14 protein-coding genes and 2 pseudogenes are annotated in these 13,254 nt (G+C 62.4%); 5 read left to right on the top strand and 11 right to left on the bottom strand.

The window, feature by feature from the left end; genetic code table 11:
- The first annotated feature begins 160 nt into the window (after positions 1-160).
- The gene (locus DH10_RS14260; RefSeq protein WP_192384855.1) at positions 161-1,471 is read left to right on the top strand and encodes a tyrosine-type recombinase/integrase; all 1,311 of its coding nucleotides are present in this window, start codon (positions 161-163) and stop codon (positions 1,469-1,471) included.
- 625 nt (positions 1,472-2,096) lie between these two features.
- On the opposite strand, the gene DH10_RS14255 is transcribed toward DH10_RS14260, so the two are convergent.
- The gene (locus DH10_RS14255; protein ID WP_192384854.1) at positions 2,097-2,378 is read right to left on the bottom strand and encodes a hypothetical protein; all 282 of its coding nucleotides are present in this window, start codon (positions 2,376-2,378) and stop codon (positions 2,097-2,099) included.
- Positions 2,379-2,536: 158 nt separating this feature from the next.
- Between DH10_RS14255 and DH10_RS14250 the strand changes: the two genes are divergently transcribed.
- Positions 2,537-2,791, top strand: coding sequence for a hypothetical protein (locus DH10_RS14250; RefSeq protein WP_192384853.1), 255 nt, complete (start codon positions 2,537-2,539; stop codon positions 2,789-2,791).
- A 310-nt stretch (positions 2,792-3,101) separates the two neighbouring features.
- Here DH10_RS14250 and DH10_RS38190 read toward each other — a convergent pair whose 3' ends face one another.
- The 3 genes and pseudogenes from DH10_RS38190 to DH10_RS14235 all read right to left on the bottom strand — a co-directional run bounded on the left by DH10_RS38190 (position 3,102) and on the right by DH10_RS14235 (position 4,181).
- Positions 3,102-3,554 carry a hypothetical protein gene (locus DH10_RS38190; RefSeq protein WP_425515321.1) on the bottom strand — a complete coding sequence of 151 codons (453 nt, stop codon included), beginning with the start codon at positions 3,552-3,554 and terminating at the stop codon, positions 3,102-3,104.
- Positions 3,549-3,605 (bottom strand): annotated as a pseudogene (locus tag DH10_RS38185) (hypothetical protein); the annotation flags it as partial. The pseudogene DH10_RS38185 and the gene DH10_RS38190, both read right to left, overlap by 6 nt.
- Before the next feature lie 423 nt (positions 3,606-4,028).
- On the bottom strand, positions 4,029-4,181 hold the full coding sequence (locus DH10_RS14235; protein WP_192384851.1) for a hypothetical protein: 153 nt from the start codon (positions 4,179-4,181) through the stop codon (positions 4,029-4,031).
- A gap of 310 nt (positions 4,182-4,491) precedes the next feature.
- On the opposite strand from DH10_RS14235, the gene DH10_RS38180 reads away from it, so the two are divergent.
- Both DH10_RS38180 and DH10_RS14225 read left to right on the top strand, forming a co-directional pair.
- Positions 4,492-4,989: a bacterial transcriptional activator domain-containing protein gene (locus tag DH10_RS38180; RefSeq protein WP_192384909.1), complete on the top strand. Its 498-nt coding sequence runs from the start codon at positions 4,492-4,494 to the stop codon at positions 4,987-4,989.
- A 373-nt stretch (positions 4,990-5,362) separates the two neighbouring features.
- Positions 5,363-6,280, top strand: coding sequence for a LysR family transcriptional regulator (locus tag DH10_RS14225; RefSeq protein ID WP_192384850.1), 918 nt, complete (start codon positions 5,363-5,365; stop codon positions 6,278-6,280).
- A 17-nt stretch (positions 6,281-6,297) separates the two neighbouring features.
- On the opposite strand, the pseudogene DH10_RS14220 reads toward DH10_RS14225, so the two are convergent.
- From DH10_RS14220 to DH10_RS14190, 7 genes and pseudogenes are all read right to left on the bottom strand, one after another.
- Positions 6,298-6,662: pseudogene (locus tag DH10_RS14220) on the bottom strand (thiamine pyrophosphate-binding protein); the annotation flags it as partial.
- Between the two features lie 203 nt (positions 6,663-6,865).
- A complete protein-coding gene (locus DH10_RS14215) occupies positions 6,866-7,135 on the bottom strand; it encodes a hypothetical protein (RefSeq protein WP_192384849.1) in 270 nt (89 codons plus the stop codon).
- 467 nt (positions 7,136-7,602) lie between these two features.
- Positions 7,603-8,916: an NAD(P)/FAD-dependent oxidoreductase gene (locus DH10_RS14210; protein ID WP_192384848.1), complete on the bottom strand. Its 1,314-nt coding sequence runs from the start codon at positions 8,914-8,916 to the stop codon at positions 7,603-7,605.
- Positions 8,913-9,893: a branched-chain amino acid ABC transporter permease gene (locus DH10_RS14205; protein WP_192384847.1), complete on the bottom strand. Its 981-nt coding sequence runs from the start codon at positions 9,891-9,893 to the stop codon at positions 8,913-8,915. The genes DH10_RS14210 and DH10_RS14205 overlap by 4 nt, the downstream gene beginning before the upstream one ends.
- On the bottom strand, positions 9,890-10,798 hold the full coding sequence (locus tag DH10_RS14200; protein WP_192384846.1) for a branched-chain amino acid ABC transporter permease: 909 nt from the start codon (positions 10,796-10,798) through the stop codon (positions 9,890-9,892). The genes DH10_RS14205 and DH10_RS14200 overlap by 4 nt, the downstream gene beginning before the upstream one ends.
- Positions 10,795-11,562: an ABC transporter ATP-binding protein gene (locus DH10_RS14195; RefSeq protein ID WP_192384845.1), complete on the bottom strand. Its 768-nt coding sequence runs from the start codon at positions 11,560-11,562 to the stop codon at positions 10,795-10,797. The genes DH10_RS14200 and DH10_RS14195 overlap by 4 nt, the downstream gene beginning before the upstream one ends.
- Entirely contained in the window at positions 11,559-12,359 is an 801-nt protein-coding gene (locus tag DH10_RS14190) for an ABC transporter ATP-binding protein (protein ID WP_192384908.1), read from the bottom strand. Before DH10_RS14190 ends, DH10_RS14195 begins: the two co-directional genes overlap by 4 nt.
- Before the next feature lie 165 nt (positions 12,360-12,524).
- Between DH10_RS14190 and DH10_RS14185 the strand changes: the two genes are divergently transcribed.
- Positions 12,525-13,253 (top strand): GntR family transcriptional regulator, encoded by a 729-nt coding sequence (locus DH10_RS14185; RefSeq protein ID WP_192384844.1) that lies wholly within the window; start codon positions 12,525-12,527, stop codon positions 13,251-13,253.
- Position 13,254 lies beyond the last annotated feature (1 nt).

The raw sequence follows: 13,254 nt of genomic DNA, 5'->3' as shown, positions 1-13,254 counted from the left end.
TGCCGCTCCGCCTCAACGTTGCTGCCGAGATCGCGTTCCCGAACGGCTCTATGGGCGCGGCAGGGTTGCGAAAAGAACGAGATGCTGGCCGCCTTCAGACAGAGCTGATCGCGGGCAAGGAATACGTGACTTTGGCAGCAATCGCTAAGATGAGAGAGCTATGCCGCGGACGCCGAAAGGGGCGCGCCTCGTCTGGTGCGCCGAAAGCAGAAGGACGGACGGCAGCCTGCGCAACGGAGCTGGATGGTTCATCCGCGATGGCGCAACCTTCATCAGCGCTTGCGGTAGCACTGGCGACCGCGAACGCGCTGAGAGACGGCTCGCCCAACACATCATCGAAAAATACCGGCCGGCCCGCGAGCGCGGCCGCGATCCGGCCACCGTCCCGGTAGCCGACGCCGTTAGCGTTTATCTTACTGACGTCGCGCCCTCACACGCCCAGCCAACGGAAACCGCCAAGCGGCTGATCGTTGCGCTAAGGTGGTTCGGCAACGCGAAAATCGGCGACATCAATGGCAAGGTCTGTCGCGACTACGCGAAGGTGCACGGCAATGGCCCCGCTGCCAGACGTCAGTTGGAGGATCTGCGCGCGGCCCTGAACAACTATCACCGTGAAGGCTATATAACGTCTGCACCTGCAATCGTGCTGCCAGCGAAGCCTGTACCGCGCGACCGTTGGTTGACACGCGACGAAGCAGCCGCCCTACTTCGCGCCGCATGGCGCATGCGACAGTCATGGAAGGGTAAGCCAAGCGATCGCCGCACCGCACGTCACGTCGCGCGATTCATGCTGGTTGCTCTATACACCGGCACCCGGTCGGCCGCGGTCTGCGGAGCGGCCATCCGGCCAACAGAGGGCGCCGGATATGTCGACCTCGAATATGGCATTTTCTACCGCCGCGCCGCCCGCCGCCACGAGACGAACAAGCGCCAACCACCGGTCAGGTTGCCTGACCGGCTGCTTGCACATGTACGTCGCTGGGCGGCAACGCCGTTGCAGATCAAGACCAAGGGCCGCGGGAAAAGCGCAAGCATCGGCCGCATGATCGCGCACGACTACGTCGTAGAGTGGAACGGCAAACCAGTGCAGTCGATCAAGAAAGCCTTCCGCTCGGTGGTCGAGGCGGCCGGGCTCGGCTGGTATGACGACGTGGCAGCACCTGACGGTAGCATGCGGCGCGTGTTCCGCACTGACATCACACCGCACGTCTTCCGTCACACAGCCGCGACCTGGCTGATGCAGCAGGGTACCGACCGGTGGGCGGCCGCCGGATTTCTCGGTATGACAGTCGAAATGCTGATTGAGACCTATGGGCACCATCACCCCGATTTTCAGGCCGAAGCCACCCGGGCGATCGTCTCCAAGTCACGTTCGCGAAACGTGCCCAAAAACACAGTCAGGATGCTCGTGGCACAGAAGGAGAACGTTTCCGACTACCCCACAGTTACCCCACAGAATCGCCGGAAATAAACGTGAACAAAGGCTGTCTGGCATCATAGGAAGTGGCGGAAATCCGGGCTCTTGCCGGCCAACCCGCTCGTTCGGGACGATGGGGTTGCAGGTTCAAATCCTGCCACTCCGACCAGAACCCACCTCTCTCAGAGCCAGCACCAGCCAACGTTATGGGGCATGACGATGAGCACCCATCCGATTAGCGCGACGCTCGCCGTGGCGAGAACGAAACGGCGGGGACCGGCGCCAACTGGAAAGGGGGTGCCGATCATGGTTCGCTGATCCGTTCTAAGCATTTGTTTTTGCGCAATTCCGGACGGAAAACCGCTACGCACCGTTCCTGGAATTGCTCTAGCCTCGTTCAATTTCCAGGCCTCATTGGCACCTTAAGCTAGCTTTGGTCCCTCTCTACATCGCCGCCATCACCGCTCTGATGCTCGCCAGCGCGATCATAGCTGGGTTGGCACTGTATGCGTTGCTGGATTAGGTACCTATCCGCTTCGTCCTTATGGATGTGTGCCGATCATTGCAGCAGGGGCGTATATTCATCGTCAGCCGGTGCTCTCTCGCCCCCGAGAGATTCCCACCGGTTAGGCCCGGCGTTCGCTAGCCTACCTTGCCAGCCTGCCGGGCCGCTCCCGTGTCAGGCACAGGGCGTCCAGCCCTTGTGCTTGTTCGGCGTCGCCGCATGGTTCGTGAACTGCAGGTTGCGATCCTCTCGGCCGGCGCTGCGGCATTCGTGGCAATAGATCACCTTGATCAGGTCCCAATGCATCGCCCCATGATCCGGGCCTAAGTGCTTGACCAGCGCGGCGACGTCCAGCACCGCATTGCGCTTGCAAGTCAGGCAGTCAACCGAAATGCCAGTACCGGCCTCGAGCTTTTTGCCGAGCGTATCCTCTGTGAATGGAAATTTCATTGTCATGGCGATCTCCGGGAATAAGGTCGCCGCCCTGGGGAGGATTATATTCCTGAGTTAGGTTCAATGATCAAGCTGAACCCCAAGGTACATCATTTTGCATAGCGCCAAGCTGTAAACGGCGTACAATGCACCTGTCGTCCGATCTAAATGGCTACGGATGCTTGGAAGAGCTCATCACGCTTTCGCCCTACGCAAACAAGGGAAATGCGGAGATGAGGACTCTCTGGGGCATAGCCGACCCCGAACAACTGGCTGCGCTCGGAAAACTCTTGGAAGCCTACGCGAAAGAGATGGGCATCTCTGGCGACGAGGAAGCGCGTGAGCGTTTGGCGGAGCAGATTTTGGTTCTGTTCAACGATGGCGTAGCGCCGGAGGAAATCAGGCGACATTTGGATTCTAGTCCAGCTTCGCCCTAGAGAAACCTCAAGCATCTACGCGATCACACCATCTCGCAGTGACATCAAACACCATGCGGCGGGCCTAACGGAACCGTCGCGGCCGGCGTCTTCAGGCAATGCTCACGAGCGGCGCCGGCCACCTTTCCGGCGGGATGAGCAGAACCTGAAATATCCGGCCGAGCGCCTCTGACGCAGTTCAACGCCTTGTTCAGACTGAAGTCCCGGCAGCCAAGGCAATTGGCTGAGACGCGCAACCAACACCTTGGCAGCGCATTTGCTTGCAGCCACCGAGCGAGTCCCTTCATCGGTGGTGTGCGGGTGCCTGCTGTCATCGAACAGCGGCGGGCACTCGCCACAGGAGATCACATGCAGTTTGATGATGTAGCAGACGTATCTGACCAACCCTATGGACCGGAATGGTTCGCCGAGAAATATGGCCTGTCCAAGAGGCTGGCCGTGACCATGCTTCGCACAAATGGGCCATCGCGCCGAGCATGCGACGCCGCGGCAAAGACATATCTCGCGTATGTCGCGCTACAACGCCGCCGGCAGGACAGAGGCTAATCGCCGTGCCCTCAGAGCCGGCGCCGTCACCGACAGTGGCGCCCAGGGAGCCGCCGTTCGAGTTCACCGTACCGCCTTTCTCGACCGTGAGCGTGCCCGTGTCGAATTCCCCGACAAAAAAGCCGTTGGAATTGGTCCACGTGGAGCCGGCACCGGTCACGGTTGCGGTGCCGGTGCCAACGGTGGAGCCGCCGATCTGACTTTGCGAGCTTGTCAGCGTGCCGCCGTTCTGGATGTTGAGCGCGCCTGTGCCAGAGTTGCCAACTTTGAAGAAATGTGCGCGGCGAGGCCGGCATCCACCACAGTCGCATTGGGTGTGACGGTATCGAGGATGACGTTATCTGTCCCGTTCGGCACCGCGCCGGTGCTCCAGTTGCCAAAGTTGTACCAGGTGGGCGACTAAGCCCCGGTCCAGAAAGCGGTCTGCGCCCGGACGGCGGGAGAAACGGCAGTCAACGCAGCCGCACTTGCGCCGGCAAGCAGCACGACGCGGCGAAGCGGCACTTTCGGCATGGGCACCCCCCGACCGGGATTCCGTCACATCAGCCGCAGGTTAACCAGCGGCGCAGCATGGCGCTTGGTCAGGGATGAAGGGATTTGGTCTGTAGCCCACTTGACCGACATTCCAGCAAGCCGTTGCCCGTCGGCAACACGTCGCATTCGCATGTGGTGACGCTGGGATGAACGCTGATCAAAGATCGGGCGCAGCGAAGTCGCTTGGTATGGCGGTCGTCTTCGGCATTGACGCTCTGCCGACCAGGACCTTCGCGTCGATGCGCTCGAAATCAATGTCCTCATAGCCTGCAATCTGAAGCTGCGCCGTCACCACCTCTGTATCGGCCATGGAAAACAGTCCCGGACCGCAAGTACGCGCGTTTTCGCTCGGTCGCGGCAGGAAGGAGGCGCAGCAGCGCGGCAGCCTGCGGCAGACTTTCGCGGTCCTGCGCACGGCTCTCGAGTCTGCAGGCGAAGATCTAGTTACCGGGTCGGTCGATGCAGTGACGCTTTTGTCCGATCACGTGCCATCGACGTGATCGAGTTCGAGCGTCTCGTTCGGAGGATACCAGGGAAGCTCTGGAAGCAGCCGTGGCGCTGCAGGGCGGCGAGTTCCTGGAAGCCTTTAGCCGTAAAGCCCCGGCCTTCGAGATTGGCTCCTGACGGAGCGGCAGCACATCTGCGAGCGTGCAGTAGTGGCGATGTCTAGCCTGCTCGGTCACTATGCTGCTTCTGGATGCGTCGATCGTGCAATCGAGGTGGCGCTGCGGCTCCTGTTGCTTGATCCACTGCAGGAAAAGATTCACCGGTCGCTCTACGCGCGGCAGGGGCGGCAAGCCTCGGCGCGTCGTCAGCTCCATCTCTGCCGCGAACTTCTGCGCCGCGAGCTGGATGTGGCCCCGGAGCCGGAGCGCCTGTTCCAGGAAATCCGGGGGCAAAGACGATGCCTTACACTAAAGCCAAGCATGAGCGAAGGGCTTAGCGTCGGGCCGCTAAATTGGGCCGATCCATGTCTCGCGTTGTTTCGTTTGCCGGGAGACAGTTTGCGAAGGCCGACAAGATTGCCTCGAGAGAGACCTCCAAGGTGCTCGAAAACGTCCTGCCCTTCTGCCAGATGGCGACGTAGTGGTAGAGCGCGGAGGGTTCTACCGGCTTAGCTTCCAGCTCGAACGCTGAATATTCACGCGCGATTATCTCGTTGGTGATCGAGACGCGGCCCGCCCCTCCTTGTTGTGCAGAACCATAGGTTGCTGGACAACTCACAAATAACTCAGGATTGGTAGAAGATGTCACTTTAGTAAAAAAACGGCAATCGAATGAAAGCCGTTCGTATTATCCGAGCCTACCAGTGCCTCACCAAAGACTCGAACCAGGCTGAAACATTAGGTCGCTCTTAAATTAGTGGCGTTTCCGCATCGAGCTCGACACTTCGATGGATTGCGTCGGGCGCGACTACTTTCCCATGACGCTCCGATCGCATTGCGGTGAAGAAGGCATCATCCGCGACGATATCCACAAACCTCAGGCGATATGACGCGCAACGGCAACGCCCTCCAATTGCTCACCTACGCCTTCGCGGCCATGGATCATGGCAGCCTGCGTCAGGCGGCAAGAGCGCTGAGGGTCCAGGAGTCCTCGGTCAGTCGCAATGTTGTCAAGCTCGAACAGGTTTTGGAGATGCAACTGTTCGAGCGCACCGTGCGCGGCGTTCGCTTGACCGAGACCGGCCGCGCCTGGATCGAAGTTGTGCGGGCTCACTACGAAGGCCTGCTGGATGCCTTTGCCGAACGGGTCCGCGATAACAAGGATGCAAAGACGCTCAGGATTGGGTTGTGCTGGGTGACAGGTGGCGAGTTCCTCAAGCGCCTCATTGACCGGTTCAGCAAACTCTATCCCGACGTCAGGCTGATCATTGAGGATGTTCCAGCCAGGCAGCGCCTGGCGGCCATACGCCGCCGGCGTTTCGACATCGTGTTTACACACGATATTGGCGCCCCCAAATCCTGCAACAGTGCGGTGTTTTGGCAGGAACGTCTTGTCGTGCTCTTGCCGGCCGCTCATTCATTCATCGAGAAGGCGGTGCTCACATGGTCCGACCTTGCAGATATGTGCCTACTCGTCCCGGCCGGGCTGGACGGACCGCCCTTGGATCTGTGCTTGCTCGAACGCATTGCGGCAGACGGAGGTCCGGCCGTTCAAACGTGTCGCGCTAACCACGCGACGGTCCTTTTCAATGTGCAGTTAGGACACGGAATGACGTTAGCCGCGGAAAGCTATGCCCGGACGATCTCCACCGATAACGCGCTGTGGAGACCGCTCGACGGTGAAAACAGCGTCAGCTCAGTCAGGGGTATCTGGCTCGGATCGAACCCAAAGCGTGCAGTCCTGCGTCTGGTAGGGCTTGCCAAGAACATGGCGGCGGCAAGCCAGACTCCGCGACCCGCTTAGCAGGCGAGCATTCTTTGCGAAACCGGTCCTGACCAGCCTTCGGTATCGGCTGTCAGCGGTGCGTCCAGCGGGCGGTGATAGGTCGCCTGATCACCGACCAGGTTGACGATCGGCGTATTCGCGCGGCGTGCATTGTGAAGATTGACGAGACCGTTTGCCAGGCCCGGGCCGCAATGCAGCAACGTGGCGGCCGGCTTGCCGTTCTGCCATAGCCGTCCGCAGCGCCCGTCACCACGCCTTCGAACAGGCCAAGCACGCGGCGCATCCCGGCAATCCGGTCCAGCGCCGCGACAAAGTGCATTTCGCTGGTTCCCGGATTGGCGAAGCATGTGTTCACCCCGCAGGCCAGCAAGGCTCTGACCAGGCTCTCGGCACCGTTCATCATTTTTCCGTTCGATCTTTCAAGACATCGCCTTGGAGGCTGGTCGTGGGAAGGGGGCCGGTGCTCCTGCAGTCACCCAATTTAGGTCAGGCTCCAGGCTTCGCCCCAGCTTCTGTTCCGCTGAGGCTACACAGAATCTCGGCCCGTGCGGGTCACGATCCCTCGCGCAGAGACCTATAGGAACACAATTCAAAGTGATGATTTCATTGCGAAATCTGCGACTTTCGCATAAAAACTTGCCGTTTCACGACAGAAAAAACTTGCATATGCACAGCATCATTGACTTGTTTCATGCCGCTCCCGAGGTCATCGCCACGGCGCTCGCCATGGAGGCCATCCGCCGGTCCGATTTCGTCGATGACGTACCCCATGTGCTGGCGGCTGGCGATGCCTGGCTGGTCTCCGGCCAGACCGTGCTGGGATGCTGGCAGGCTGAGCCGCAGCGACATTCCCAAAGATGTCATGGCGGCCATTCGCAAAGCCGCCGAGGAATTTCGGGACGGCGATGCCGGCATGGTGAAGGACAGCGTCGATACTGAAGTCGAAGCTTACGTAAAGCTGCAGAAGATCGATTTTCAGCGCGGCGGCGCCTGTCAGGAAGGACATCCTGGACGGCGCCACGGAAGCCGCGGACAGCTGGGAAGATCGCCTGTCGATCGTCGAAAACAGTGCCGCGCGATAGTGCCTGAGTGGGTCGGGCCTGGAACTAGGGGCGCTGCAACTGAGGGATCACGTGTGACCCAATCCATGCAGCCGCGAGCAACATGAGGGTTAAGGTCTCCCGGTGCGTTCCTGACCCGAGGTGTCCGACTGATCCCTGCATACTATGGGGGACATGGGTCGTAGAGGGTAGCCGCCATTGCCTGGTGCTGGCGTTGCCCGGCACAAATTGATCGATGTCGACACGGATGTTGTGCCCAGTTGCGCCGGGCGTGTTACGTCACGTGGGATTACCCGCCCGGTCCAGCCGATCGCGCAAGATGCCCCAGGAGAGCATGAAGTTCGGCGCGTAGCGGACCACGCCGTGGAACGGAATCGGCCACGGCCTGGTGATGGGAAGCGGAAGGTCTCCGGGAACCTTTCCGCCCGCCCAGTCGGCGAGCACCTTGCCCATCGCTGTCGTCATGGCGATGCCGCGGCCGTTGCAGGCAAAGCCCGCGATCAGCCCCGGTCCGAGATCGACGAGGCGCGGCAGGTAGTCCGGCTCGATAGCCGCCATTCCGGACCAAGCATATTGCAGCGGCGGGATGTCGGGCAGTTCGAGATGGGTGGCGAGCCGCCGCCAGATTGCACGCGGCATCCGAGTGTCGGCGCCCGCGCCGAAGATATGCATGCCGCCGCTGATCAGCCTGTTTTCGCTGTCGAAGCGGAAGGTCAAGAGGTTGCGTCTCGTGTCGCCGACACCTTGCCCGCCGGGCAGCAGCCGGCTGCGTATTGCGCCTGGCAGCGGTGCCGTCGCTATCTGGAAGATCCTGAGCGGGAAGTAGGTTCTCTTGAGAACCGGATCGAGTTCTGCGCCATAGGCGTTGGTGGCGATCAGAACCTTTCCCGCGTGCACCGATCCCGACGGCGTTGTCAACATCCAGCCCTGCGCGCCCCGCTCGATGACGCTGACGCGGCTGTGCTCGAAGATGTGGGCGCCTGCGTTTTCGGCTGCATCGGCAAGGCCACGGGCATACGCGACCGGATCGAGCACGCCGCCGGAGCGGTCAATCCAGCCGCCGACATAGCCGCGCACGCCGGTGAGCTCCTGGACGGACCGTCTGTCGAGCGTGACCGCCGGCCTGCCACGCATTGCCCATTGACCGGCGCGGGTCTTCACCTTTTCGAAGGCGGCGGTCGAATGCGCCGGCTGGATCCAGCCTTTCTGCACCGGGTCGCAATCGATCTTGTGCCGCTTGATGAGATCGAACACCAGCTCGGCGCTGCCGGAGGCGAAGTCGATCAGGCGCTCGCCGCGCTCCGGCCCGAGATGCGCGATGATGTCGGACGGGTCCATCTTGGCGAAGTTCGGCACGACGAAGCCGGCATTGCGGCCGGTCGCCCCCCAGGCGATGATCTCGGCCTCGAGCACGGCGACGCAGATGCCTCTGCCGGCGGCGTGAAGCGCGGTCGAGAGGCCGGCAAAGCCGCCGCCGACGATCGCCAGGTCGACGTCGAGGCGGCCTTCGAGCGGCGCCCGATCGCGCCGGCCACGAGCAACGGCGTGCCAGAGAGAAAGGCTTTGCAGTTCCTGCACGGCTTCTCGGCTCATGAGCCGCTGCTCTCGGGCGCTGTCGTGCCACTGGGCCTGGTTGTGCGGACGCGGCGCGGCCTGTCGCCGAACAGTCCGCTCGGCCTGACCAGCAGGATGACGCACAGCATCACGCCAATGGCCACGATCTGTGGGGCCGCGGCTCGCGCCTGCTGCTCCGGCGAGAACAATACGCTGGTGAGAGCGCCCGAGCCGGCCCAGATCGCCCAGACCAGCACGCTGCCGGCAACAGCGCCGGTGTTGCTGCCGGAACCACCGACGATCAGCATGACCCACACCTGGAAGGTCAGCATCGGCAGGTAATTGTCAGGCGCGATGAAGCCGATGAAATGGGCCTGCAGCGCTCCGGCAAGCGCCATGATGGCGCCGCCCACCGCAAAGGCCTGGACGCGATAGAAGCGGGCGCTCTTGCCAAGCGAAATCGCGGCGCGTTCGTCCTCGCGGAGCGCCTTCAGGACGCGGCCCCATGGACTGCGCGAGAGATGTTCGAGCGCCAGGTAGGCCGCCAGGGTCACCGCAGAGACGATGGCAAGGTTCGACAGGTTGAACAGCAGCGGCGTTTCGGCGAGGCCGCCGAAGGGGCGCGGAATGAAGCCGATGCCGAAAGGGCCGCCAGTCAGCTTCTGCGCATTGAGTGCGACAAGCTGAACGACCACCGCGACGCCGAAAGTGGTGATTGCGAGATAGTCTGATCTCAGCCGCAGCGTGGCGATGCCGGTGAGTGCTGCGGCAAGGCCGCCAACGACCATCGCCCCCAGCCAGCCGATGAGGATCGGCAGGTCGAGACCTCCGAGCCGCGCCGGATCGTCGGGCGTGGTGAGCAGCGCCGACGTATAGGCGCCGATCGCGACGAAGCCGGCGAGCCCGACATTGAACAGCCCCGTCAGCCCCCATTGCAGGTTCAGCCCCAGCGTGATCAGCGAAAAAATCAGCGCCGTGGTCAGGAAGAAGGCGCCGTAGCCGACGAGATCGATCATCGTTCGCGAAACCCGAAGAGGCCGATGGGGCGCACAAACAAGACCACCATCAGGATGATGAAGGAAACGGCGGCGCGCCATTCGGCGCCGATCAGCTGCACCGCGCTGGCTTCGGCCAGGCCGATGATCAGTCCGCCAAGGACAGCGCCCGGCACGCTGCCTATGCCTCCGAGGATGGCTGCGGCGAACATCGGCAGCAGCATGTCGAAGCCCATGAAGGGGCGGATCTGGATCAGGATGCCGATCATGACGCCCGCCACGCAGGCCAGCGCCCCGCCGATGATCCAGGTGACGCGCACGACTTTTGCGACGTCGATGCCGATGACGCGGGCAAGTGCTGCATTCTGGCTGAGCGCCTGCATGGCGCGGCCCGTCTGCGTGCGCGTCATTATCAGATGGACGCTGACCACCAGAACGGCGGCCAGCAGAAGCAGCGCGATCTGGTCCGGCGTTATGCGGACGCCGAAGCCTAACGGCATGGCGATCTGGATCGCCCGGCTGAAATAGGTCGGACGCGATGTGAAGATGAACTCAAGCAGGCTCCTCAGCGCCATGGAGGCTCCGAAGCTCGCCATCACCACGATGATCGCCTGGCCCTGCCTGCGCAGCCGCGCGAAAAGCACCATGTCGAGCAGCAGCGCAAGCAGGCCTGTGAACGCCATGCCGACGACGAGCGCGACGATCAGCGGCCAGCCGAAGGACAGCGACCCGATCGGCGAGACCTTGCCGAACATCGCGCTGATGGCGCCCACGACTGCGAGTGTCGCGTAAGTGCCCCAGGCCATGAAGTCGCCATGCGCGAAATTCGAGAAGCGAAGTATCGAATAGGTCAGCGTCACGCCGATGGCGCCCAAGCCGATCATCGACCCCGTCAGCAGCCCGTCCACAACAAATTGCAGGTTCATGCGGCGCTCCCCTTGCCGAAGGGGACGGCCTTGCCGGCGCTTTTTGGGCGTTGGCCGAGATAGAGCTCCGCGACTACGGGATCATTCCACAATTCGGCGGCGACGCCCTCGTGCCGCTCCTTGCCTTCGACCAGCACGTAGGCGCGGTCGCCTATGGCAAGGGCCGCCTTGGCGTTCTGTTCGACCAGCAGGATCGTGACGCCGGACTTGCGGATGGCCGAAAGCATCTCGAACACCATGGCGACGAATTTCGGCGACAGGCCTGCCGACGGCTCGTCCAGAACCAGCACCTTCGGATGGACGATCAGCGCCCGCGCGACCGCCAGCATCTGCCGCTGTCCGCCGGAGAGGTTGCCGGCCGCTGTTTTTCGCTGCCGCTCGAGGTCGGGGAAGGTCGCGTAAATCTCGGCGATGCGCGCGGGGGACTCACGTGACTTCAGGATGCCGCACGCAACCTTGAGATTGTCTTCTACCGACATCAGCGGAAAGACATTCTCGGTTTGCGGCACGAAGGCCAATCCACGATGGACCATGGTGTGGGCGGGAGCGGCCGTGATGTCCTTGCCGTCGAACAGCACCGCGCCGCGGCTGATCGGGACGAGGCCGGCGACCGCCTTGATCAGGCTCGACTTGCCGGCGCCGTTCGGCCCGAGCACGACGACGATCTCGCCTTTGTTGACGGTGATCGAGGCGCCGCGCACGATCGGCACGCCGGGCTCGTAGCCGGCTTCGAGATCGCGGACGGCCAGCACGGGTTCGCTCATACCGCGCCTCCGAGATAGGCCTCGATGACGCGCGGATCGCGCGCAACCTCGTCGGCCGTGCCCTCGCACAGAAGTTCGCCATTCGCCATCACCAGCACGCGGTGGCAGAGCCGCGTCACCATGTCGATGTTGTGCTCGATCAAAAGGAAAGTGATGCCGCTTCCATTGATGCCGCGGATGCGCTCGATAATGACCTCGAGCAGCGTGGCATTGACGCCGGCGGCCGGCTCGTCGAGCAGGATTATTGCTGGATCGGCCATCATCACGCGGGCGAGCTCGAGCAGCTTGCGTTGCCCGCCGGATAGCACCCGCGCCGGCTCATGCGCGAGCCGGCCAAGCGATACCAGCTCCAGCAATTCGACAGCCTTCGTCGCGGCCTCCTTCTCTTCGCCTGCGACGCGCCATGGCATCAGGAAATTGGCGAGCAGCCGCTCGCCGGTCTGCCCCTGGGCTGCGAGCATGACATTTTCGATCAGCGTCAGATTTGGCAACGGACGGGGAATCTGGAACGTACGGCCGAGGCCGCGGCCGATGCGGCGGTGGGCTACTTCGCCGGAGACGGGCACGCCGCCGAGATAGATCTCACCACTGGTCGGCAGGATGCTGCCGGCAAGCAGGTCGAACATCGTCGTCTTGCCGGCGCCGTTCGGGCCGATCAGGCCAAGGATCTCACCTGGACGTACCTCTAACGAGACGTTGTTGACGGCGACGAGGCCGCCAAAGCGCCTGACGAGATTCTTCGCCGCCAGGACCGGCACTTGGGCCTCCGCTCCATGCCGTTTCTGCGTCGCTCCCATCAATTGCCTCGAGCCGGAAGCGATCATTGCCGCCGCTTCCTGATTTTTGATATGTGATCACACTTGCTTTGATCACGCTATTCGGCTTTAATTTTCTCCGCAAGCCAAAAAAGAGGCAGGCTCGTCCAAAAGGGCCATCGTCAAAAGGGCCGGAGTGGGAACGCCATGCAGAAGGCAGCAGCGGAGCGGAACAACGAGGTCTTCGCCGCGCAGCTAGCGCCGGTCGGCCGCGAGACCGTGCAGGATCGCGTCTATTCCGAATTGCGCCGGGCTTTGATCGGCGGTCTGTTCGAACCGAGCCAGGTGCTGACCATACGTGGCCTTGCCGATGCGCTGGTTACCTCGACGATGCCCGTGCGCGAGGCGCTGGGACGGTTGATCACCGAAAAGGCGCTGGAGGCGCTCCCCAACCGCTCGGTGCGCGTGCCGCCGATCACGCTTGCGCGCATCGACGACCTCTTGCGCGCCCGCATCCTCATCGAGGGCGAGGCGATTTCGCTTGCGGCTTCGCGCATGGGGCCGCGCCAGATTGCGACGGTCGAAGGTCTGTTGCGCGAATGGGACGAGATCCGCGCGCTGAAGCACAAGAAGGACGTCGACCGCGAGGTGACGCTCAACCAGAGCTTCCATTTCGAAATCTACCGTGCCTGCGGTTCCGCAGTGCTGATCCCGATGATCGAAAGCCTCTGGCTGCAATCCGGTCCGTGCATCCGCGTCGCCATCTATGCCTTTTCCGAAGCTGGCGAGGTGGACACTGCCCATTATCACCGCAGCATCGTCGCGGCGCTCGCCACACAAGACGCGCAGGCTGCGCGCGAGGCGCTGGTGGCCGATATCAGCCGGCCTTTCGCCTTCCTGCGCGACAAGCTGCAATCGACGGCCAGGACGGAGTGAC

The organism is Mesorhizobium silamurunense, assembly GCF_014843825.1.
GTDB classification, from domain to species: Bacteria; Pseudomonadota; Alphaproteobacteria; order Rhizobiales; family Rhizobiaceae; genus Mesorhizobium; species Mesorhizobium silamurunense.
The sequence above is the reverse complement of the archived record's forward strand: the minus strand, read 5'-3'. Positions and strand labels throughout refer to the sequence as shown.

Excerpts from the sequence above, each read along its gene's own strand:
- DH10_RS14235 (WP_192384851.1), bottom strand. The coding sequence starts at position 4,181 with ATGGCCGATACAGAGGTGGTGACGGCGCAGCTTCAGATTGCAGGCTAT.
- DH10_RS14260 (WP_192384855.1), top strand. The coding sequence starts at position 161 with ATGCCGCGGACGCCGAAAGGGGCGCGCCTCGTCTGGTGCGCCGAAAGC.
- DH10_RS14190 (WP_192384908.1), bottom strand. The coding sequence starts at position 12,359 with ATGGGAGCGACGCAGAAACGGCATGGAGCGGAGGCCCAAGTGCCGGTC.
- DH10_RS14210 (WP_192384848.1), bottom strand. The coding sequence starts at position 8,916 with ATGAGCCGAGAAGCCGTGCAGGAACTGCAAAGCCTTTCTCTCTGGCAC.
- DH10_RS14205 (WP_192384847.1), bottom strand. The coding sequence starts at position 9,893 with ATGATCGATCTCGTCGGCTACGGCGCCTTCTTCCTGACCACGGCGCTG.
- DH10_RS14185 (WP_192384844.1), top strand. The coding sequence starts at position 12,525 with ATGCAGAAGGCAGCAGCGGAGCGGAACAACGAGGTCTTCGCCGCGCAG.
- DH10_RS14225 (WP_192384850.1), top strand. The coding sequence starts at position 5,363 with ATGACGCGCAACGGCAACGCCCTCCAATTGCTCACCTACGCCTTCGCG.
- DH10_RS14215 (WP_192384849.1), bottom strand. The coding sequence starts at position 7,135 with ATGGCCGCCATGACATCTTTGGGAATGTCGCTGCGGCTCAGCCTGCCA.
- DH10_RS14255 (WP_192384854.1), bottom strand. The coding sequence starts at position 2,378 with ATGACAATGAAATTTCCATTCACAGAGGATACGCTCGGCAAAAAGCTC.
- DH10_RS14200 (WP_192384846.1), bottom strand. The coding sequence starts at position 10,798 with ATGAACCTGCAATTTGTTGTGGACGGGCTGCTGACGGGGTCGATGATC.
- DH10_RS14195 (WP_192384845.1), bottom strand. The coding sequence starts at position 11,562 with ATGAGCGAACCCGTGCTGGCCGTCCGCGATCTCGAAGCCGGCTACGAG.